Genomic DNA, 23,233 nt, shown 5'->3' with positions numbered 1-23,233 from the left:
CAGCGGCCACCGGTAGCGTTTCGGGTGCCGTTGGCGAAGGTTTACGCTAGAATGCACGGCCTCAAAGCACACCCCTTCCCGAGGCTGTCCCGAAGATGTTGATCCTGCGCGGCGCTCCTGCCCTTTCTGCCTTTCGCCACAGCAAACTCCTCAAGCAACTGAGCCAGAAGGTTCCAGCTGTTACAGGCTTGTATGCTGAATTTGCTCACTTCGCCGACGTAGCCGGCGTCTTGACCGCCGACGAACAGCAAGTGCTCGCACGCCTTCTGAAGTACGGCCCCAGCGTTCCCGTTCAAGAGCCGACCGGCCGCTTGTTCCTGGTTCTGCCACGGTTCGGCACCATCTCGCCCTGGTCGAGCAAGGCCAGCGACATCGCCCGTAACTGCGGCCTTTCGAGCATCCAGCGCCTGGAGCGTGGTATCGCGTTCTACGTTGCCGGCCAGTTCAGCGACGCCGAGGCCGAGCTGATCGCCGGCAGCCTGCACGACCGCATGACCCAGATCATCGTCAGCCAGCTGGAACAGGCTGCCGGCCTGTTCAGCCACGCCGAACCCAAGCCACTGACCGCGATTGACGTGCTGGGCGGTGGCCGCGCCGCCCTCGAGAAGGCCAACACCGAATTGGGCCTGGCCCTGGCCGAAGACGAGATCGACTACCTGGTCAACGCGTTCATCGGCTTGAAGCGCAACCCGCACGACATCGAGCTGATGATGTTTGCGCAGGCCAACTCCGAGCATTGCCGTCACAAGATCTTCAACGCCAGTTGGGACATCGACGGCGAAAGCCAGGAAAAAAGCCTGTTCGGCATGATCAAGAACACCTACGTGATGCACAGCGAAGGGGTTCTGTCGGCTTATAAGGACAACGCCTCGGTGATCGTCGGCTCCGTCGCCGGCCGCTTTTTCCCGGACCCTGAAACCCGCCAGTACGGCGCGGTGCAGGAACCGGTGCATATCCTGATGAAGGTCGAGACCCACAACCACCCGACCGCGATTGCCCCGTTCCCCGGCGCAGCTACCGGTTCCGGCGGCGAGATCCGCGACGAAGGCGCTACCGGCCGTGGCGCCAAGCCCAAGGCGGGCCTCACTGGTTTCACCGTGTCCAACCTGCAGATCCCGGGCTTCGAACAGCCGTGGGAAGTGCCGTACGGCAAGCCCGAGCGCATCGTCACCGCGCTGGACATCATGATCGAAGGCCCGCTCGGCGGCGCCGCGTTCAACAACGAATTCGGGCGCCCGGCACTGACCGGCTACTTCCGTACCTTCGAACAATCCATCACTACCCCGCGTGGCGACGAAGTGCGCGGCTACCACAAGCCGATCATGTTGGCCGGCGGTATGGGCAACATCCGTGAAGAACACGTTCAGAAAGGCGAGATTCTGGTCGGCTCCAAGCTGATCGTGCTCGGCGGCCCGGCGATGCTGATCGGCCTGGGCGGCGGCGCGGCTTCCTCCATGGCCACCGGCACCAGCTCGGCCGACCTCGACTTCGCCTCGGTACAGCGCGAAAACCCGGAGATGGAGCGTCGCTGCCAGGAAGTCATCGACCGTTGCTGGCAGTTGGGTGACAAGAACCCGATCAGCTTCATCCACGACGTCGGTGCCGGTGGCTTGTCCAACGCGTTCCCGGAACTGGTCAACGATGGCGAGCGCGGTGGCCGTTTCGAACTGCGCAACATTCCAAACGACGAACCGGGCATGGCCCCGCACGAAATCTGGAGCAACGAATCCCAGGAACGTTACGTGCTGGCGGTCGGCCCTGAAGACTTTGCGCGCTTCCAGGCCATCTGCGAGCGCGAGCGCTGCCCGTTTGCCGTGGTCGGCGAAGCCACTGCCGAGCCGCAGCTGACGGTGACCGACAGCCACTTCGGCAACAGCCCGGTGGACATGCCGCTGGAAGTGCTGCTGGGCAAAGCCCCGCGCATGCACCGTTCGGCGGTACGTGAAGCCGAGCTGGGCGATGATTTCGACCCAAGCGCCCTGGAACTGGCCGACAGCATCGAACGCGTGCTGCACCACCCGGCCGTGGCGAGCAAAAGCTTCCTGATCACCATCGGCGACCGCACCATCACCGGCCTGGTGGCCCGTGACCAAATGGTCGGCCCGTGGCAGGTACCGGTGGCCGACGTTGCCGTCACCGCCACCAGCTTCGACGTCTACACCGGTGAAGCCATGGCCATGGGCGAACGCACACCGCTGGCCCTGCTGGACGCGCCGGCGTCGGGCCGCATGGCCATCGGCGAAACCCTCACCAACATCGCGGCCTCGCGCATCGGCAAGCTGTCCGACATCAAGCTGTCGGCCAACTGGATGTCCGCTGCCGGCCACCCCGGTGAAGACGCGCGCCTGTACGACACCGTCAAGGCTGTCGGCATGGAGCTGTGCCCTGAGCTGGGGATCACCATTCCGGTGGGCAAGGACTCCATGTCCATGGCTACTCGCTGGAATGAAGACGGCACCGACAAGAGCGTCACCTCGCCGCTGTCGTTGATCGTTACCGGGTTCGCACCGGTCACCGATATTCGCCAGACCCTGACCCCGCAACTGCGCATGGACAAGGGCACCACCGACCTGATCCTGATCGACCTGGGCCGTGGCCAGAACCGCATGGGCGCCTCGATCCTGGCGCAGACCCACGGCAAGCTCGGCAAGCACGCGCCGGATGTCGACGACGCTGAAGACCTGAAAGCCTTCTTCGCCGTGATCCAGGGCCTCAATGCCGACGGCCACCTGCTGGCTTACCACGACCGTTCCGACGGCGGCTTGCTGACCAGCGTGGTCGAGATGGCGTTTGCCGGTCACTGCGGCCTGAACATCGTGCTCGACAGCGTTGCCGAGGATGCTGCCGAAATCAACGGCATCCTGTTCAACGAAGAGTTGGGTGCGGTGATCCAGGTGCGTCAGGACGCGACTCCAGACGTTCTTGCACAGTTCAGCGCCGCTGGCCTGGCAGAGTGCGTGGCGGTGATCGGTCAGCCGATCAACAACGGCGAAGTGAATATCTCGTTCAACGGTGACACGGTCTTTACCGGCCAGCGCCGCCTGCTGCAACGCCAGTGGGCCGAGACCAGCTACCAGATCCAGCGCCTGCGCGACAACGCCGACTGCGCCGAGCAGGAATTCGACGTGATCCTGGAAGAAGACAACCCGGGCCTGAGCACCATGCTCAGCTTCGACGTCAACCAGGACATCGCCGCGCCCTACATCAAGAAAGGCATTCGCCCACAGGTTGCCGTACTGCGCGAGCAGGGCGTCAACGGCCAGGTGGAAATGGCGGCGGCGTTCGACCGTGCCGGCTTCAATGCGATCGACGTGCACATGAGCGACATCCTCGCCGGCCGCGTTGACCTCAATGAGTTCAAAGGTCTGGTGGCCTGCGGTGGTTTCTCCTACGGCGACGTGTTGGGTGCCGGTGAGGGCTGGGCCAAGTCTGCCCTGTTCAACAGCCGTGCCCGCGATGCGTTCCAAGGTTTCTTCGAGCGCAACGACAGCTTCACCCTGGGTGTGTGCAACGGTTGCCAGATGATGTCCAACCTCAGCGAACTGATCCCGGGCAGCGAGTTCTGGCCGCACTTTGTGCGTAACCGTTCCGAGCAGTTCGAAGCCCGTGTCGCCATGGTGCAGGTGCAGGAGTCCAACTCGATCTTCCTGCAAGGCATGGCCGGTTCGCGCATGCCGATCGCCATCGCCCACGGTGAAGGCCATGCCGAGTTCGCCAGCGAAGAAGCCCTGCTCGAAGCCGACCTGTCCGGCACCGTGGCCCTGCGTTTCGTCGACAACCACGGCAAGGTCACCGAGAACTACCCGGCCAACCCGAACGGCTCGCCGCGCGGGATCACCGGCCTGACCAGCCGCGACGGCCGCGTGACCATCATGATGCCGCACCCGGAGCGCGTGTTCCGCGCCGTGCAGAACTCGTGGCGCCCGGAAGAGTGGAACGAAGACGGCGCGTGGATGCGCATGTTCCGCAACGCCCGCGTTTGGGTGAACTAAGGCGGTGTACAAGCTCAGCTTCTTTGTTCCCGACAGCCATGTGGAGACGGTGAAAACCGCCGTCTTCGCCGCCGGCGGCGGGCGCATCGGCACCTACGACAGCTGCGCCTGGCAGGTGCTGGGCCGCGGCCAGTTCCGGCCAATGGACGGCAGCCAGCCGTTTATCGGTCAGGTCGGGCAGGTTGAAGTGGTCCAGGAATGGAAAGTTGAATTGGTAGTGGCGGATGAGTTGATCGTGGCGGTAGTGGCCGCGTTGAAGCTCAACCATCCCTATGAAACACCCGCGTATGAGGTGTGGCAGTTGGCGGATTTTTGATCCGGTAGCTGTAAAAACAAAAAACCACTGGCCTGATTGGCCAGTGGTTTTTTATTAGGCGTCATTTACCAATAGTCCTTCCTCCCGTGGCGCTTGATTGAACGAGTGACGCTCAGAAACAGCGGTTCGGCCAGCCTGGGGCTGATACGGCTGTAGTAGATTGGGAGTATGTTCTCCTTCGGTTGCACGGCCAGGCTAGCAAAGCTCAGGTAGCGCTGTTCCGGCAATTTCAGATGGGCGGCGTTGAACTGAGGGTTGGCGGTATCAGCCGCTGAATAGTGGAAGTGAGCATAGGCCAGCACCTGCCGGTTTTTTTTATGAATCACATACTCTTGCAGGTAGTCGTTTTCTGACTTGAGTTTGACCCGTCCTTCTATAAGGGAAATGTCGATTTCCCCTTGAGCCTTCAAGTATTCAATCCCCGCTTCGTTAGGTAGATTGCGCTCGATGATGGCAACTCGAAGCAATCGACCTTGCTCCCGCAGGCCGGTGGCATCCTGGGTCAGCTTATCGACCAGCTGTTCGTCGGCCGCTTTTTTTCTTGCAGGATCTTGCGCCCAGATGTCACGAATTTTCCCTGCCACCTCATCCATTGCGTCGGCCAGGCGAGCCAGGTGTGCCTCGGTACTGTTCGGTGTTTTGGATTTCAGTGATTCTTTTTGCTCTCGACTTATCGTGGAGGGGCCCTTGGACAGCAAATCTCTTGCGTCAGCCAGCAGTTTTTTCAGCGACCGAGCGGGTCTGAAGGACGGTTTTTTGGGCTCGATATTCTCCTCCCACTCCTCCGTCGTAGCGTTCTTGCGAAAACTGATCACCGGCTGGTTATCGACAGGTCCGATAACATCCATGATTTCTACGTCCAACTCCGGGGTGCGCTCGCGCTCCTGGCCGACCCAGACCCGCTGTTTACGGTCACGTATCACTCGCTTGCCTGGGCTCAGGCTCGGAGTTGGTGTCGGTTGCCGTTCAGGGATGTGCGATTGCTCACTGATGGCTAAGGCCAGATCCTGTTCCGCCATCTGCCTTACTTTGTCGATCTGGCGCCAGAGCCCCATTAAATGCTCAGGGTCTATCAGTCCCGATTGGGCCTGCTTATAGTAAATCAGCCAGGACTGGGTATCCGTGTACTCATGAATGAGTTTTTCAAGCCCGCTAATCCGTAGCTCAGGCGAGACGAGACCAGGGGCTTGCACGTACTTTTGCGACGCGGTGGCCAGCATCACGCTGTCGCATAACTGCTTGAGGTGCACAAAATCATCAAACTCTTCGGGCAGCGGCGGCCGCCTCAAAATCAGGCTCTTGTACACGTCCAATTGTGCGAACATCCAGTCAAGCGGTGCTGCCTGTACTGGATCCTGTGCCAACGTGCTGCGTGACAGATCAAACCCGGGGACGGACATCAGCTGCTGCAGGTTGTTTTTTTCCAGCGTGCTCAACTCAATCAGTCGGTCGTTAAAACCCGCAACCTTGCCCAGGTAGTCCTGTATGTTTTTATGAGCCGCCTGGGCGGTGCCCTCGTCGGTCTCATCGAGTTGTGCCAGCCACTGATTCTGAACGGCTTTCGACGGAGCAGCGTCGTGGCGCTCCTGAATGACTACAGCCATTTGATGCCGGAGGTTGTCTACCAGGGCTTCCTGTTGCTGTATCAGTTCCTGCTCGAACCCGGGGAGGGGCTGGTTGTGGTTTTTTGCGTACAGCAGATCCAACTTCTCGAATTGAAAACGCATCTGTTCCTCGAGCTTGCTGACGAGGCTTGCCCTGATTGCCGGCCGTTGCTGTATGGAAAGCGCGGGGTTTTCATCGAGTGTGGAGGCTATCTGCACGGCCCGTTCAGCCGTCATCAACCGGGCTGTCACATCGTGGTATTTGTTTTGCAGCTCTTGATTGTAGTGCTGGATTTGCGCTCGCCGGGCCGCCACTGTTTTTTTCGGCCCAGCGCCGCGCAAGCGCATTTGCAAATCAATGGTCCACACCCCCCTGTTATTGCGCCTGATCCAAGGGCCCCAGCGTCCCGGTTGTTTGAGGTCGACCACTCGTAAACACCCCTCGAACGTCTTGACGGCGTACAGTGCCCCTTGAAGGACTGCGAGATGATGCGGCTCAGCTCCGGTAACGGGTCTGCTGACCAGACCTCTCAGTGGCCCGGTTCTTTCAACGTTTTTGAGAATGTCCGGCGACTGTTCACCCGCAGCCGGTCGCCACTTGAAGGTTTCCAATGCTGTTTTCAGCCTCCCCGTCGGTTGACCGGATGGATCGGACCAGGACAAATTCATTTCTGTTATGTCTGCATGCAGAGGCTGCCACGCAATTGTCGATGGAGTTTTTTTATGAAGCACGGGCGGACTGAAGTCGCTTTCTATAAGTCTGGGCCTGATGGGCATTTTTGCGGGATTCACCGCCAGGCGCTCGTCCAGCGTCAGTGCATGATTGAGCAGCAACGCCGATACACTGGAGAGCAGCTCTGCCAGTGCATCGGCCCGGGCTGTTGGATCAGCCTCTTGCGGTAATCTCACGTACGTGTGCAGGCTGCTCAGCAATGTGTACAGCCATCCAGCCGTCGCCACCAGGCCCCTTATCAGCGGTAAAAAGGCGCCGAACACCTGCCATAGATCATTCGTGAAGAGTGTCCAGCGCAACGCTTCATTGGAGGTCGACTGTTTTTCCGCGCGCTGCCACAGGCTCCTGGCGTTTTCATCAAATACGCTGGCCAGGAAATCCCCCGACACGGGTGTATCACTGAGCAATACCGGGCTGGGGGTATATAGCGGCTCATGTTCATCGCCTTGCAGAAAGCGCTGGGTGTGGGGCTGCATAAACCCGCCGTTACGGAACAACGCTCGATCTTGCTCGGAGAAGCTCTCCAATACCGCCCCTTGTAATGTGCTATCGCCTTGAGCAATTGCCTGGAGCAGTGCTTCCCGGCTGGGAAATTGGCGCAGGGCTTCAGTGTGGCCAGGGCGATAGAGAATATGCGGCAGCGTGCTGTTGTCACGGGGGCCAATCACAAACATATTGCCGGCCCTGTGTGCAGCACTTCCCTCGTAGGTCAGGAATGCCAGGGGGCGCGCGACGATGGCTTCTCCGTCGATCTGACGCTGTGCCGGTTCATCCGCCAGCAGCGCCCGGACTACCTGAAAGCCGGAAAACGTGACGCCTTGCCGCTTGCTGAGGCAATACTCCAGCGCCTGCAAGGGCAACTGGACGGTCATCTGGTCGATAAACAACCGCCGGCGCCGACCGGACTCGACAGCGTTCAGAATCAAGCGGTCCTTGAGGAGCGCCGGATAGTGCCGGCCTACATTGACGGTTTCGATCAGTTTCTTGAGGTAGGTCGGCTTGATCCACCAATCGGGTACGTAACCGGGTTCTGCCTGATTGCTGATCTCTACACGGGCATAGGGGGTGGCGAAAGGGTTTTCCAGCGCAGATTGCGTCAGGGTCAGAACAGTTTGCTGCGTCCAGCCCACCGTCCCACCCTGGGTTCGGGTAAAGGTCAGCCGGTAGTCGTCCGGGTTAATGAGTACTTCCTGTGGATAATCCAGCGCCATCTGGCGTTGCAGGGCCTTGCGGGCATACACATCAATCGGGTCAAGCCCATCCATGAATCCGGCCCCGGCTGTGCGTTGTTGCACCTGAGTCAGTCGGGAAAGCAACTGACCATAGGTGAGGCGATCAGCGGTCGAGGCGGTCTGCAACCAGAGAGGTAGTTGCTCCTCATTGATCAACCGGGTGTTGCGGTCGGGATCGAACCAGGCCAGTGGGTCGGTGAGGTCCTTGAACAGTTGCTCATAGTCGGCGATTTCGGCGTATTGCGACCAGTCAATGCGGGCCAAGTCCCTGAGTTGCTTTTCCAACAGGCTTTGCGCGAGGTAATCGAAGGGGTTGCTATCAATCTCCTTGAGGACCCACTGGATCGACAGCCCCGGGGTGTACTCACTCATATAGCGGGGTAACAAGGCGCCCACATCCGCCAACTGATCGAGTTTCAACAGCTGAATGGGCGGGATGTAGACGAGGACAACCTCCTGCTGGTTTACCTGTCGGCGCAGTACCAGCAGGGGAGGCCACTGGCCGGGTTGCCCTTCACTGGCGGCATACACCTGATAGAACCGCAGCCCGTTACTGTCCCACGTCGTTCCTGTGCGGTTTGCCTGACGTGTGACGTACGCCTCGTCCCCCAACAGCATCTCCCGCTCCAACGCGTTTAACGGCGGATTCTGCCGTGCCCGCTGTAAACCCAAGTGCAGATGATTGCTTACGGCCCGCCAGCGTGTCAGTGAGGCATTCGCGGGCACTGCACTGTTCCAATACGCTACCAAATGGGAAGTAAACGCCTTTCCCAACTCGGGTGCCAAGGTGTTGAGCATGAGTTCGATGTCGTCAATCGACACGGCTTCGGTCCCCGTCGTTGACACCGGTCCCGAGGTTGTCGAACTGGCTAGCAAACGATGGTGCCCAGGCGTGTAATTCAACGGCTCTCGACTCATGCAGCGCCGAATCAGGGCATCACTCAAGGTTTGAAGCTGACTGAAGCCTGGTCCCGCGCCCTCCCGTTGCACCCCCACCCACAGGTCGCTGGCTTGTAACGAGTTGCCCATGGCCCAGTCGTTGATCCACTCCTGGAGCAATGACTGAGCCACCGCCGTCAGCCGCGGTCGGGCGGCAAATAATGGTGATAGATAGTCGCGTGATGCGCTGGCCTGTTGAATCGCTGGAGAGAGTTCTAACGTAGTGCGCATGCCAATCTTCCCTGTTGGTTGATGCGTCTAACGTAGACGGGCGGATAGCGCATCGAGCGGTAGATAGATACTCGGCAAAGGCGCAGATGGCCGATATTTGTAGGGTCGATGTTGCCGACGATTGCTCTCCAGACAGCGGAGAGCAATCGAAAAAGCAGGTTACGGTGCTGGTGCGGGTCTTAGACCTGGATATATTTGGAGTGACTTGATCAGGGCGTCCTCGGAGTCGAAGCGTCGCTGCTCCATATTCCATCGAGTAATAAAATACTTCCCTGCATCGTCTTTCTGAATGGCTGTGACCATAACGCCATCGTTACGGGAGAGGTGTATCAAATTAGCCTCGGTTTCCGATGGCCGTTCGATCACGTAGTGCCCGGTTTTTTTCAACCATGTCCTTTTTGCAGGTACAACAGGCGCCGGCGTCAGTTGCAGGTCCATTGTCACTTTGTAGATCAGGTCTTTCTGGTATTTGAAGCGCTCATGGGCCATACCCTCCAGATCAATAAAGAACAGACCGGTATCGTCTATCTGAATAGGCGTAGAGATGATGCCCTGCGCGTCGGAGTAGCGCAGCAGATTGGTCTCAGGGTCCGATAGGCGTTCGATCAGGTAGTGGCGCGGGTCATTCAACGTTGACCTGTCGACAGGAACATCGGGGATACGTGCTGGCTGTCCGACAATGACCTCCTCCAGTTTGAAGTCGTTACGCAATGCGCTCCGGCCCTTTATGCTATCCAGTGTTTCCCAGCGACCGAGGTGAATTTTTTTGCCCAGGCCAGGCGCGACATCACGGACGTTCAGGCTGACCGCCTCCAGTAACTCTGCCAGCCCAGGTACCCCTGCGTAGTAATTGGCATGTGAGTTGCCGACGAAAGCGATCCATTTATGCGGCCCATGCGCCGCCTGGTCAGCGTGTATGACCCGTGAGGCAAAATAATTGAACATCTTGGTCCGGGCGTCGTCGGGCATTCCCTTGAGGTTATAGCTGGCGACGCAGTCCAGGGCTCTGATACGGATGCCGTATTTGCTGGCGGCTTGGTAGACCTCTGTGTAGGTGTGAGGGCCGGCATGACGGAAGTGCATGTGGCCTATGTCCTGTTGTTTCAGGTATCTCTTGAGGTTGTCAGGAAGCTGTTGGGTTTTGAGAAACACCTCCAGTTCGGCCTGATGAAGGTCGGTATACAGATGTTCGACATAGAGTGTCTTGAAACCCAACTTCTTGATGGTTTCCATCTGTGTTATCAGCAGTTTTTTGCTCGACTCCATGCCGTGGGGTTCACCCAGCACAAGCCCCGGCAAGGAACCGTCGCTGATCTGTTTCAGGAAGGATTCAGGTGTGGTGTTGTCCGTTAGGGTGGGCAACGTCGGTCGAGAGGGGGGAGTGTAGTCGGTAAAGAACTCTTCAGCCTTGACGTGCAGCCGGGTTCGCGCCTCGATAAAAGTATCGAAAGCAGCCCCCTTTACCCCGCCACGAGGACGGTAAACGGGATCCAGGCCACGGCGGCTGCTGTAGTCCAGGCGAATAATTTCATCTCTCATGGAGACAGGGATGTCAAACTCGTTGGCATTGAGCACCGAGGATGATGTGCCGGCCACCGGGTCGACTTGTCCTGCGCTGACGCCGCCAGCCTTCGGCTCGATAGGGGCGGGCGCTTTGTAGGGTGTTTGCAGTGTCACTCGATAGTCTCCCTTGGCTGACGGGTCACCCGGTATCGATCCGGGGGTGTCTGTCCAGATACCCACGGGCTGGTTCGGGCCGACGTCCTCAACCCGCAGGGCGACGGCATTTTGCAGGTCCGCCAGGCCAGGTGTCTTATTGAACGTACGCAGGCGGGATGAATCCACGAGTGCAACCCAGCGCTCGTCGGGCTCGGTGAGGGCATCCGCTTCGATGGCGCGATGGGAGTAGAAGTTTCTGATGGCGTTGTCCCGCGGCGTGGTCGGGGAGGTATCGCCCATTTGCAGGGCATCCTCCAGCTGGTAGGAGGTCGAGGCGTCCAGCGCCTTGATCCTGATGCCCTTCTCGCGCGCCTTGCGTACCAGGGCCAGGTAGGAGTATTCGGCGTTCTCGGCGAAGCCCATGGTTTTGTCGAGGTTCTTCAAGTGCCGCTCAATATGCCTCCATGATTTGCCGCGATTAAGCTTCTCCAGCTTGGGTCGAAACACATCGCCGGGCAGGTATTCCACATAGAGACGCTTGAAACCTTTTTCGATCAACGCATCCATCTGCTCAATCAGCAATTGCTTGCTGGCGATAGAGCCGGGGACCGCGCCGATGACCAGGTTCTGGTTTGCGGCAAAGGCATCGCTGGCAATCAATTGTGGGAACTGAGTGTTGGCCTCGACAGCAAGGGCGTCGGCTCGTGGCGCAAGAGGGTCGAGGTATTTGAAGAAATTCTGGGCGTCCTTCGTCAAACGTTCGACTTGTTGTTTATAAATGTTGAGTGCAGGTGCCAGCTGTGCTGCGGCGACACTGGGGAGCAGGCCAGGATCGCTGAACCACTCATCTGCGCGTTGCTGCATGGCGGCACCGATGTCCGGGTCCAGTACGCGTTCAACATCGCGCCAGTGTTTGGCTGGCATCTCATAGTTTTTCAGCGTGTCAGGTGCTTCAGGCAGTTTTTCATACTTGGGTGCTCCGCCAGTGACGCCGGTACGTGTCCAGACCCCTTGTGCGTTTGGCGCTGCCACACGGGTGGTAGAGACCAGTTGCCCGCTGATCGGGTCGAGGCGATACAACAAGTAGCGACCGATCTCATCCGGCGTCTTTTTGGCCCAAAGGAATTCGCTGTCAAACAGCACTCTTTGCATGTCAGCGGTTGGGAGTGGCGCAGGTTCCAATTGCTGGATCAGCTTCATGACCGGGTTCTGTGGGGCTCTTTTCGCGACCTGGCGCAAGGCCGGTTTGCTTAGCTGCTTGAGTGATGCGAGGGCCGGGCGCAGATCGGTGAAGGCTGCGCCGGCACTGTTGAGCAGATAGCCTATCAAGTGTTCCAGGGCCCCTGCGTCATCGCCCTGATGGTAAGCGTGCAAGGCCAGCATGCCGTCCTTGAAAGCCAGCAGCATCCCCAAACTCAGGCTCAGCACCGGAAACGGGGCCGTGGCAACGGCGCTCACCCACTCCACGCAGGTCCACAGGATGCCGGCGATCATTTGGGTACGATTGACGGTGGTTGCTTGCACGTCATCGATTTTGCGCTGCAGCTTCATGTCATACAGCAGCCGGCGCAGGTCAAGTACTGGAGGTATGGCGCGGGTCGAGTCGTAACGCGCTGGGCCGGCGGTGGTTTTATCCAGGGTTTCAGGCAGCTGTTTTTGCGCTTCCTCCAGGAATGTGCGCACGCGTGTCCGGGACGGCACACCGACGCGGCTGGTGAGGTAGGTGATCATGCCGGGTAGCTCTTTCAGCAGGTAGTTGAATTGCCGGGCCTCGCGAAAGCTGATGCCATCTGGCGCTTGCGGTGTGTAGAGCAGCACGGGGTTATCGCCGTGGCTGAACAGGTAGGTATCGATGATCCATTCGCCGTCGATCAGAAGTCGGTGGATCGCATAATTGCCGCGTGTTTGTGTCGAAGTCTCGCCCATGCTGGCGATACTTTGGTTCAGCCATATCAGGTCAACGTCGGCAATATCTCCTTGCAGGCGGCTTTCAAGGGCGGCGGTTTGCAACTGCAATTGGGTGATGGCCAGTGTCGCGTTACGCCGAAAGCTGTAGCCCGCACTGGCCCTGTCGAGCAATTTCGCTTTGAGTTCGTTGATGTAGCGCGCGCCGATCCACACGCCAGTGACCGAGCGTGTGACCTTTTCGGCGGTCAGTGGGCTGATATCAATGCCTTGCGGGCCTTTGAAACGGGCTGATCGAGAGAATTTCTCGTCGAGAAAACCCACGCCGTGGCTGTAGCCGTCGCGATAAAGTTCAGTGTAAGTCAGGGGGGGTGGGGTCAACTTGGCCAGCACTGCTACAGGTGAGTAGGCCCACACCGTATCGGGATCAACATCGTTTTGCCTGCGCCCCAGTAGCTCGTTCAGCTTCTTTTTCGCCTGTTCATGCAGGTAGTCGGAAAAGCTTGGGTAGCGGGCTTCGGACAACGGCAAATCGTTGTAGATGCGCAAGGCGTGTCGGGAATCTTCGGCCAGTTGCAACAGTTTCCGGCGGTTGTCGGTGCTGGTGGAGCGAAACCAGTTCGGTGTGCCGAGTGCGTAGTCGTCGATACGGGTTGCCAAGACGTGGGCTGACATTGCCTTGAGGCAATCGGCATGACTGCCGATATTGTTGAAAGCCACCTCGTTGTATTCCTGGGCGTGGGGCTTGAAGCTCAGGCCGTTCAAGACACGTTTCATGGCCGGGCGAAAACGCAGGGGGACCCTTTTGATCAGATAGTCGGTCAGCGTGCCTGGCGGTTCTCTGTGGCCGTTGTCCAGGCTCCAGCCGAGGATATGGTTCTGGCAGGCGATTTCGCTGTCAAATGCTTGGAATTGCTGCTCTTGAGGCGCCTCGGGAGTACACAGCAACAGGCGCTTGACCACGCCGCTGGCATCGCTCTGACGCAATACCCACAAGTCTTGAAGTTGTGCCTCATGAAGTGAAAGTGTCGCGGCGCTCAGTTGGCTATCGCTGCCCTGGCGCAGGCTTTGAACCAGTTGGAAGTCGTCCTCGCGCAGGTGGCCCTGGAGCACTGCGGTATAGGCCAGTGCGTTGATCCGCTGATCGAGCATCTGTTCGATGGCGTGTCTGAGTTCGGGCTTCTTGTGCAGTTGTATTTGTATATCGCCAAACGCGATGCGCGGTTGCAGTGTGCTCAGCTGCTGCGCCAGCCAGGCCGGTGTCAGGTCGTCGTAGTCTTCGGGCAGGGGCGCGCCATTATAGAGGAGAGTGGTTTTTTCCAGGAAGTTGGAACCGGGCAACTCATCACCGGTGTGCAGGCCGCGCAGGGCCAGGTCGATCAGATTGCGGTCGTGTTCATACTCGCCGATAGGGGCGACATGGCGACGGGTGATGACCTGCAGGTGTTCCGGGTTCAGGTGGTGAATATCCAGGTCATCGCTCAGGCGTTCGAGCAGTTGATAACGGGCCAGGGTTTCAGGCGTGGCGACAGGGTTGAGCAGGTCGAGCATGTCCTGACGCGCTTCGTTATAGCGGGCCAGATGCTCGGCCAGGGTGGCTCGCCGGGTTTCGCTGGCGCTGCGATACCAGTCCGGGGCGCTGTTGCGCAGGTGGCGCTCCAGCAAACGCTGAGCGCGCCACTCCAGACGGGCGTTGAGGTCGGGTAGGGCGCAGGTGATGGCGAGATCAAGGGCATCGATCAACTGCACCGCGTCTTGTGTCGGGTTATCGACCAGGCTCAAGGCTCGGTCGATGTCCTGGGTGCGTTTGTCGATCAGGGCGTTATACGTGTGTTCGAACAGCGGTTCATCGGTTATGGGCGACAGTTTCAGCGGCCAGATCCCAGCGGGTGTCAGGGCGTGATAGCGCATAGGCAGCAGACTCATGAAGTCGCGATGCTGAGCCGTGTCATCCATGCCTTGCAGCAAATGGTTGTTGAGTTTATCCAGCGAGTCGAATGATTCGATTCCATGCGCAGGGGTGAACAGCATTACTGCGCCGACTGCCTGGCCTGGCGACAGGTCGGTCGCCAGCGGGTTGGATTTTTCGGTGAGTACAAAGGCACCGGCCAGTTCGACGACCTGTTCCTGGTAGCGCAAAGTCAGTGCGTAGACGCCGGGACGTAGCGCTGATCCCAGCGACACCTTTTCGAGAATTTTCTGTTCCAGCGGGTGTAACAGGCGATCCTGGACACCGAGGGCGGCTTCATGCTCAAGCGCGGTGAAGCCTGCGTTATAGGTCATGAAGGATTTGCGTGACTTACCGCCGATCTGCTCGGAGAGATCGAGGTCTTGTAGATGAGCGTTCAGCGTCGTCTTGAGCAGCGCAAGTTTTTGCGGTAAATCATGCGGCTCCAGTGCTTGATAAAACGCTCGGCTCTTGGTCAGAAACTGCTGCCGATAGTTTTTCAGGACGCCGTTCAGTGTTTCCAGATAGGCCAGTTCGGTTGAAGCTTTTTGCTCTGGCAGAAGCGGTCTTTCGATCTTGAGCAGGTGATTGCCAATCTGGTTGAGATTGCCTTTGATGCCTTCAACGGCCTGGGTGGTGGTGCTCACAGGAACGCTCTCCATGTTGGGACAAGAGTCCTCAGCATGGAGAGTCGTGCCCGTGGTCGGGCGGTAGATAGGTAGCGGTGTCAGACGCTGGAGCTTACCGAGCTGCGGCTGGAAAGCGCTTTGAGAGCGGCGCTTAAACCCTGGGCCGAATCACCCACCAACAGGTGCCAGATACCACCGTCGAGCTGACTCACACCCTGGCAACCCAGAGCCTTGAGCTGCTGCTCCGACAGCGCCTGGTCATCGGCCAGTTGCAAGCGAATACGGGTCATGGCCACGCAGTCCAGTTGCAGCACATTGTCGCTGCCACCCAAGGCGTTCAGCCATTGCTCGGCCTGAGCTGTTGCGACGGTCGAGGTTGGAGGTTGCGTAGCCACGACCGGGGCCGGCGTATTGCCGGAGGTCGGCATCGCCAGGCGGATCTCGTCGGCAATGCTGTCAGCCATCGGCCCCACTACCACCTGCAAGCTGCCGCCGTTACCGGGGCGAACCACCGCCATCGCACCCAGGGCCTTGAGCTCGGCGTCCACGGCCTTGTTACGGTCCACCATGTCCAGGCGCAGGCGCGTGGTGCAAGCACCGACACTGAGCAGGTTGGCGGCACCGCCCAGGGCGCGAATGTAGGCACCGGCGCGCTGGTTGTCGGTCATGGCTTCAGTCTGCACCACCTGAATGTCTTCACGGCCAGGCGTTTTCAGGTTGAAGCGGCGGATACAGAAATCAAACACGGTGTAGTAGACCACCGCATAGGCCAGGCCCACCGGTATCACCAGCCAGCCATTGGTGGACTTGCCCCAGCCGAGGACCATGTCGATGAAGCCACCGGAGAAGGTAAAGCCCAGGTGAATGTTCAGCAGGTTGGTAATGGCCATCGACAGACCGGTCAGCAGCGCATGCAGCAGATACAGGAACGGTGCGAGGAACATGAAGGCGAATTCGATCGGCTCGGTCACCCCCGTAAGGAACGAGGTCAGGGCCATCGACAGGAAGATCCCGCCCATCACCTTGCGGCGCTCCGGCAGGGCGTTGCGGTACATCGCCAGGCACGCGGCGGGCAAGCCGAACAGCATCACCGGGAACATGCCCGTCATGAACTGGCCGCCCTTCGGATCGCCGGCAAAATATCGAGTCAGATCGCCCGTCACCACCGCGCCCGTCACCGGGTCGGTAAAGCTGCCGAACACAAACCACGCCATGTTGTTGAGGATGTGGTGCAGGCCGGTGACGATCAGCAGGCGGTTGAACACGCCAAACACGAACGCGCCGAGGCTGCCGCTTTCCATCAGCAACACGCCGAAGCTGTTGATGCCGTGTTGGATCGGCGGCCATATCAGCCCGAAGATCACCCCCAATCCCACTGCCGAAAACCCGGTGACAATCGGTACAAACCGTCGCCCGCCGAAGAACGCCAGGTACTCCGGCAGCTTGATGTCCTTGAAGCGGTTATACAGCCCACCGGCCATCAGGCCACTGGCGATACCGGCGAGCATGCCCATGTTGATGCTGGCATCCATCACCTTGAGGGTGGAGATCATCACCAGGTAGCCGATGGCACCGGCCAGCCCTGCCGTACCGTTATTGTCACGGGCAAATCCCACGGCGATGCCGATGGCGAAGATCAATGCCAGGTTGGCGAAGATCGCTTGCCCGGCGTCGTGCATCACCGCGATGTTGAGCAAGTCGGTGTCGCCCAGTCGCAGCAAGAGACCGGCGATCGGCAGGATCGCAATCGGCAGCATCAGTGCACGGCCCAGGCGTTGCAGGCCTTCGATGAAATGTTGATACATGGCGTGTCTCCCTATTCTTGTTGTTTTCAGCTCAGCGGCCAGTGGTGTTGACAGGCATGGCGAACGGCCTTGGCGCTGCTCAGGTCGAGCAACCCTTGGCTCAATTGCCGGCATTGCGCCGCGTCCAGGTGGCGGACGCGGTCCTTGATTTCGCCGATCTGCGGTGGGCTCACCGACAGCTCGCTGACCCCCAGGCCGATCAGCACCGGCGTGGCCAATGGGTCGGAGGCGAGGGCGCCACATACGCCGACCCAGCGCCCATGTTTCGCCGCACCGGCGCAGGTCTGGGCGATCAGCCGCAGCAAGGCCGGGTGCAGCGCATCGACGCGGGCGGCGAGGCCCGCGTGGTCGCGGTCCATGGCCAGGGTGTACTGGGACAGGTCATTGGTGCCGATGGACAAGAAGTCCGCATGCTCGGCCAGTTGCTCAGCCATGAGCGCAGCGGCGGGTACTTCGATCATCACCCCCAGTTCGGGGCGCTGAGTCAGTGCCAGCTCTTCGCACAGTTGATCCAGGCGCTGGCGGATCTGCAGCAGCTCATCCACTTCGCTGACCATCGGCAGCAGGATGCGGCAACGCTGCAGCGGGCTGACTTGCAGCAGCGCGCGCAGTTGCTGGTCGAGCAGTTCCGGGCGCACCTGGGCCAGCCGAATACCGCGCAGGCCCAGCACCGGGTTGGCTTCGACAGGCAGCGGCAGGTAATCGAGTTGCTTGTCGCCGCCCACGTCGATGGTGCGGATGATCACCGACTTGTCGCCCATGGCATCCAGCACGGCTTGATAGGCCTGGCGCTGCTCCTGTTCATCCGGCGCGGTGCGGCGATCGACGAAGAGGAATTCGGTGCGCAGCAGGCCGACGCCATCGGCGCCGTTTGCAAACGCCAGTTGGGCTTCGGCGCTGGAGGCGACGTTGGCGGCGATTTCAATGCTCACGCCATCGAGGGTGCGCGCCGGCAATCGGGCCTGGGCCTGTTGCTGCTGGCGGCGGACTTTCTGCGCGTCACGAATCTGGTGGACTTCAGCATGGCGAGCATCGCTGGGCGCCAGTTCCAGGCGGCCATTGGCGGCGTCCAGCACCACGCGCTGGCCCTGGGGCACCTTGAGCAGCTCGGCACCCAACGCCACCACACAAGGCAAACCTTTGCCGCGCGCCAGAATTGCGACGTGGGACGTGGCGCCGCCCTCGGCCATGCAGATTCCCACGGCGTGCTGTTCGCTCAGTTGCAGCAGGTCCGAGGGGGTGAGTTCATGGGCGCTGACAATCGCTCCGGCGGGCAATTCGAAATGCCAGGCTTCACCCAGCAGCGCACGCAATACGCGTTGTTGCAGGTCGCGCAGGTCGTTGGCGCGTTCGGCAAACAAGGGCTTGCCCAGCGCCAGCAATACCGCGCACTGGGCCTGGATCGCATCGCGCCAGGCATGGGTGGCGGCGCTGCCCTGGGCAATGGCGTCGGCAGCGGCTTGCAGCAATGCCGGGTCTTCCAGCAGCGCGAGGTGGGCGGCGAAGATCTCTTCTTCGTCGACGTTCTTGCGTTGGCGGGCGTGGTCCAGGGTGCTGCGGATTTCGCCGCGCACCTGCTCCAGTGCCGTGTCGAGACGCTGCTTTTGTTCGTCGGCCGAATGGTTACCGGTGTCTTCCGGCAGCTCGATGCCGGTCAGGCGAAACAGCGGGCCGCACACCAGGCCGGGGGCTGCGCACACGCCTTGCAACACATCGGTTTCCACACTGACACGACGTGGTACGGCCGCCACTGCAGGAGCGTGGTGATCTTCGCGGATCGCCACGGACAACGCCGCGATCAACCCTTGCAGCGCCGCATCGGCATCGTTGCCACGGCAACTTACGCGTACTTCGTCACCTTCGCCAATGCCCAATCCCATCAAGCCAATCAGGCTGTCACACGATGCCGACTTGTCAGCGAAGTGCAGGTGCGCCTGGCTGCTGAAACCCTGGGCGGTCTTGCGGATCAGCGCAGCAGGGCGCGCATGCAAACCGCCGCGATGGGTGACGCGAACGCTGGCGCTGGCTTCAGCGCTGGAGTTATCCACAGCCGCTTGAGCGGGGGCGCTCGAGCGCAGCGTCACCTGCATCAATGGCTCCCCGACCTTGACCGTGCTGAGCGGGCAGGGCGTCAGTTCGAAGCGGTCGCTGTTGGTCAGGATGATCAAGCTCACCAGGCTCTTGCACTGGCGCGCAATGCGGTCCAGGTCAAATTGCACCAGCGCCTGGCCCTGGCTCACCCGCGCGCCTTCCTTCACCAGCAAGGCAAAACCTTCGCCATTGAGTTCCACAGTGTCGATGCCGACATGCATCAGCACTTCGGCACCGTTGTCGGCGCGCAGGGTCAGCGCATGTCCGGTGCGGGCGACGTGGATGACCATCCCGTCACACGGCGCGTGCAGGCAGTCATTCAACGGATCGATGGCAATACCGTCGCCCATGGCGCCGCTGGCGAACACTTCGTCGGGGACGCTGCCCAGGGCCAGCACCGGCCCACTCAAGGGGGCGCTAAGGGTCAGTCGGTTATTGTTGTTGGACATGGGCACGGTACTCATCAGGAAAACACGGCAATCGACTCAGTGAGTGCGAGTGACTTTGCTCAGGTGACGGGGCTGGTCGGGGTTCATGCCCCGGGCCTGCGCCAGGCCTGCCGCCATCACGTAGAAACTCTGGATGGCCAGGATCGGGTCCAGGCTCGGGTGTTCGGCGCGGCTCAGGGTCAGGTCGCGTTCGGCGACATCGTCCGGCGCCGCCAGCAACACACGGGCGCCGCGCTGGCGCATATCGGCGGCCAGGGTCAGCAGGCCGGCCTGCTCGGCGCCGCGTGGGGCGAACACCAGCAACGGGTAATCTGCGTCGATCAAGGCCATCGGCCCGTGGCGCACTTCGGCGCTGCTGAAGGCTTCGGCCTGGATCGCCGAGGTTTCCTTGAGCTTGAGCGCGGCTTCCTGGGCGACGGCAAAACCGGCGCCACGGCCGATCACCATCAAGCGCTGGCTGTCTTTGAGCGCCTCGATGGCCGCGCGCCAATCCTGTTTGGCCGCGTCACGCAGGCCGTCGGGCAGCGCCTTGCAGGCTTGCAGCAGGTCGGCTTCCTGGTTCCAGTGGCCAACCAGCATCGCGCTGGCGCTGAGCGTGGCGATAAAGCTCTTGGTGGCGGCCACACTGAGTTCCGGCCCGGCACACAGCGGCACATGGAACTCACAGGCGGCTTGCAGCGGCGAGTCTTCGGCGTTGACCATCGAGATGCTCAAGGCCCCGCGTTTGCGCAGCAGGCGCAGGCTGTTGACCAGGTCCGGGCTTTGCCCCGATTGCGAGAAACCAAATGCCACCTGGCCGCTGACTTTCATCGGCGCTTGCAACAAGGTCACCACCGACATCGGCAGCGACGCCACCGGAATGCCCACGTGCTGCATGGCCAGGTAGGCGAAGTAGCTGGCGGCATGGTCCGAACTGCCACGCGCAACGGTCATCGCCACTTGCGGCGGCTGGCGGCGCAGGCGACCGGCGACGTCTTCGAGTATCGGCTCCAGGCGTTGCAGTTGCGCCGCGACGGCGTCACAGGAGGCCAGCGCCTCTTCAAGCATTTTTGAAGTCAATGGTTTCTCCTTCGACCATTACGTCGGTGAGTCTCAGGGAGCGGTCCAGGCGCACGCAGTCGGCAAAGCTGCCGGGTTGCAGGCGACCGCGTTCTTCCAGGCCCAAGTAGTCCGCAGGAAATTGCGACAGGCGTTGTGAGGCTTCGCTGATTGGCAGGCCGATCTTCACCAGGTTGCGCAGCGCCTGGTCCATGGTCAGGGTGGAGCCGGCCAGGGTGCCGTCCGCCAGGCGCACGCCGCCCAGGCATTTGGTCACGGTGTGGCTGCCCAGTTTGTATTCGCCATCGGGCATGCCGGCGGCGGCGGTGGAGTCGGTGACGCAATACAGGCAAGGGATCGAGCGCAGCGCCACGCGCATGGCGCCGGGGTGTACGTGCAGCAGGTCGGGAATCAACTCGGCGTAGGTGGCGTGGGCCAGCGCGGCGCCGACGATGCCCGGCTCGCGGTGATGCAGCGGGCTCATGGCGTTGTACAAATGGGTAAAGCTGGTGGCGCCGGCGGCGAGGGCGGCCACGCCTTCTTCATAACTGCCCAGGGTGTGGCCGATCTGCATGCGCACGCCGCGTTGGCTGAGGGCGCGGATCAGGCTGTCGTGGCCGGCGATCTCCGGCGCAATGGTGATCACGCGGATCGGCGCCAGGCGCAGGTAGGCTTCGACTTCGGCCATCAAGGCGGTGTGGGCGAAGTTGGGTTGGGCGCCGAGTTTTCCCGGATTGATGTAGGGGCCTTCCAGGTGCACCCCGAGCACGCGAGCGCTGCCGGTAGGACGCTGCTCGCAGAAGGTGCCGAGCTGGCCGAGCACGCGGGAGATTTCGTCGACCGGCGCGGTCATGGTAGTGGCCAGCAGCGAGGTGGTACCAAATCGCACATGGGTGCGGGTGATGGTCTCGAAGGCCTCGACGCCTTCCATGATGTCTTTGCCGCCGCCGCCGTGCACATGCAGGTCGATAAAGCCGGGCAGCAGGTAGGGCAGGTCGTTGTCGGCCGGATTGCAAGGCGTGCCTTCGATGGCGACGACCTTGCCGTGCTCGTGCACCAGGCGGCCGCGGATCCAGCCGCTGGACGTAAGGATGTTGTCTTCGGACATGGGCAGTTCTCTAAAGCCGCGATGCGGCGGCAAGTCTTACCTACGCAGCTCTGCGACAAAGTCGTAGTAGTCGTTGCGGCAATAGGTGTCGGTGATTTCTATGGGGGTGTTATCCAGCGTGTAGCCGACCCGGGTCATCAGCAGCATGGCGGTGCCGGGGGCGATGCCCACCAACTTGGCGAATTCATCCGATGCGTTGATCGCCTGTACGTGCTGCAGGGCACGGACGATGGGCTTGCCGATACTGTCGAAGTATTCGTACAGCGAGCTGCCCAAGGCCTGCGGCTGTGGCAGCACCGAAGCGGGGACAGCGGTCATTTCAATGGCCATGACCGTGTCGTCGGCTTTGCGCAGGCGCTTGAGGCGCGCCACTTTGTCATTGGTCGACAGGCACAGGCGGATCAGTTCTTCATGGGTCGGCGGGGTGATGTCGCGTTCAAGCCATTGGGAGCCGGGCACAAAGCCCTTGAGGCGCAGCATCTCGCTGAACCCCGACAGACGCGACAGCGGCTGTTCCAGGCGTGGCGTGATAAAGGTGCCGGAGCCCTGGCTGCGGCGGATCAGGCCCTGCTCAAACAGCACTTCCAACGCTTTGCGGGCGGTGACCCGAGAAATGCTCAACTGCTCGCTGAGCGCACGCTCCGACGGCAGGGCTTGCTCGGAGGTCCACTGGCCGGCATGGATCGCCGCTTCGAGCTTGCGCGCCAATTGCAGGTACAGCGGCGTGGATTGTTTGTCGTCGGGGCGCAAGGCCAGAATGGGATTCATCTGTCAGGTTTCCGATGCGGTTATTGGAGTGTTGTCGCCCGGTATGGGTCGGAAATTAATACCACTTAAATACCATGTCAATGCAGCCACAACGGTGCATTCAATGGATTAAGGCACCGCAACGGTGCCTGGCACAAAGTGGTATTAGAAAGGTCTTCATGGCGCGCACGACGGCGTAGCCCGCACGGTGAACTGGTATTCACCGGCGGGTGCTGCTCGGGGCAGGAAATATTTTCGAATTATTTTACGAGTGGTCGCAGATCAGGGCCGAATCTCGATCAGGGTGCCGTCCTTGACCAGGCTCCAGACCTCACGCATATCCACATTGCGCATGCCGATGCAGCCGTCGGTCCAGTCCAGGGTGTGGAACCACTGTTCCGGGTAATCCTCGGTGTCCGGGGTGCCGTGGATCATGATCATGCTGCCCGGCTTCACCCCTTCGCGGCGGGCGCGGGCGGCGTCGCTGATGTTGGGGTAGGAGATGTGCATGGCCAGGTTGAAGCGCTCGCTGGTCTTGCGCCAATCGATCCAGTAGAGGCCTTCGGGCGTGCGGCGGTCGCCCTCGAACAGCTTGTGGCCCTTGGGGTTTTTACCCAGGGAAATGCGATAGGTCTTGAGGGGCTTGCCGTCGTTGATCAGCTGCAACTGGTGGGCGGATTTAAGCACCAGGACTTTTTCGACGGTTTTGCCGCCGAGCGTTTCCACCGTGGAGGCCGAGGACAGGGTAGCGAACGACAGGCAGAGAAGAGCAAGCAACCAACGCATTGAAACGGTTTCCCTTTGGCG

At 60.6% G+C, this 23,233-nt stretch carries 10 protein-coding genes; 2 read left to right on the top strand and 8 right to left on the bottom strand.

Translation table 11 applies throughout. The features are described 5' to 3' along the window. Nucleotides 1-95 precede the first annotated feature (95 nt). Nucleotides 96-3,992, top strand: a complete 3,897-nt coding sequence (gene purL, locus C4J85_RS21960) for a phosphoribosylformylglycinamidine synthase (protein WP_124410697.1) — start codon at nt 96-98, stop codon at nt 3,990-3,992. A 4-nt stretch (nt 3,993-3,996) separates the two neighbouring features. After that, nucleotides 3,997-4,308 (top strand): YqfO family protein, encoded by a 312-nt coding sequence (locus C4J85_RS21955; protein ID WP_124410696.1) that lies wholly within the window; start codon nt 3,997-3,999, stop codon nt 4,306-4,308. A gap of 65 nt (nt 4,309-4,373) precedes the next feature. Here the strand turns inward: C4J85_RS21955 and C4J85_RS21950 are convergent, their stop codons facing one another. The 8 genes from C4J85_RS21950 to C4J85_RS21915 all read right to left on the bottom strand — a co-directional run bounded on the left by C4J85_RS21950 (nt 4,374) and on the right by C4J85_RS21915 (nt 23,212). Continuing rightward, on the bottom strand, nt 4,374-9,047 hold the full coding sequence (locus C4J85_RS21950) for a dermonecrotic toxin domain-containing protein (protein ID WP_124410695.1): 4,674 nt from the start codon (nt 9,045-9,047) through the stop codon (nt 4,374-4,376). 159 nt (nt 9,048-9,206) lie between these two features. Further along, nucleotides 9,207-15,206 carry a membrane-targeted effector domain-containing toxin gene (locus C4J85_RS21945; RefSeq protein WP_177413574.1) on the bottom strand — a complete coding sequence of 2,000 codons (6,000 nt, stop codon included), beginning with the start codon at nt 15,204-15,206 and terminating at the stop codon, nt 9,207-9,209. 80 nt (nt 15,207-15,286) lie between these two features. After that, the gene (nagE, locus tag C4J85_RS21940; RefSeq protein WP_124410694.1) at nt 15,287-16,993 is read right to left on the bottom strand and encodes an N-acetylglucosamine-specific PTS transporter subunit IIBC; all 1,707 of its coding nucleotides are present in this window, start codon (nt 16,991-16,993) and stop codon (nt 15,287-15,289) included. Nucleotides 16,994-17,019: 26 nt separating this feature from the next. Continuing rightward, nucleotides 17,020-19,533, bottom strand: a complete 2,514-nt coding sequence (gene ptsP, locus C4J85_RS21935) for a phosphoenolpyruvate--protein phosphotransferase (RefSeq protein WP_124410693.1) — start codon at nt 19,531-19,533, stop codon at nt 17,020-17,022. Between the two features lie 36 nt (nt 19,534-19,569). Beyond that, nucleotides 19,570-20,580, bottom strand: a complete 1,011-nt coding sequence (locus C4J85_RS21930) for an SIS domain-containing protein (protein WP_124369019.1) — start codon at nt 20,578-20,580, stop codon at nt 19,570-19,572. Further along, nucleotides 20,573-21,679 carry an N-acetylglucosamine-6-phosphate deacetylase gene (gene nagA, locus C4J85_RS21925; RefSeq protein WP_124410692.1) on the bottom strand — a complete coding sequence of 369 codons (1,107 nt, stop codon included), beginning with the start codon at nt 21,677-21,679 and terminating at the stop codon, nt 20,573-20,575. Before nagA ends, C4J85_RS21930 begins: the two co-directional genes overlap by 8 nt. Nucleotides 21,680-21,715: 36 nt before the next feature. Then, nucleotides 21,716-22,447, bottom strand: coding sequence for a GntR family transcriptional regulator (locus C4J85_RS21920; protein ID WP_124364270.1), 732 nt, complete (start codon nt 22,445-22,447; stop codon nt 21,716-21,718). Nucleotides 22,448-22,708: 261 nt separating this feature from the next. After that, complete coding sequence (locus C4J85_RS21915; RefSeq protein WP_124371751.1) at nt 22,709-23,212, bottom strand: murein L,D-transpeptidase family protein; 504 nt, start codon at nt 23,210-23,212, stop codon at nt 22,709-22,711. Nucleotides 23,213-23,233 lie beyond the last annotated feature (21 nt).

The organism is Pseudomonas sp. R4-34-07, from assembly GCF_003852375.1.
Classification (GTDB): domain Bacteria; phylum Pseudomonadota; class Gammaproteobacteria; order Pseudomonadales; family Pseudomonadaceae; genus Aquipseudomonas.
Note: the sequence above shows the minus strand (reverse complement) of the source record. Positions and strands in the feature narration are given on the sequence as shown.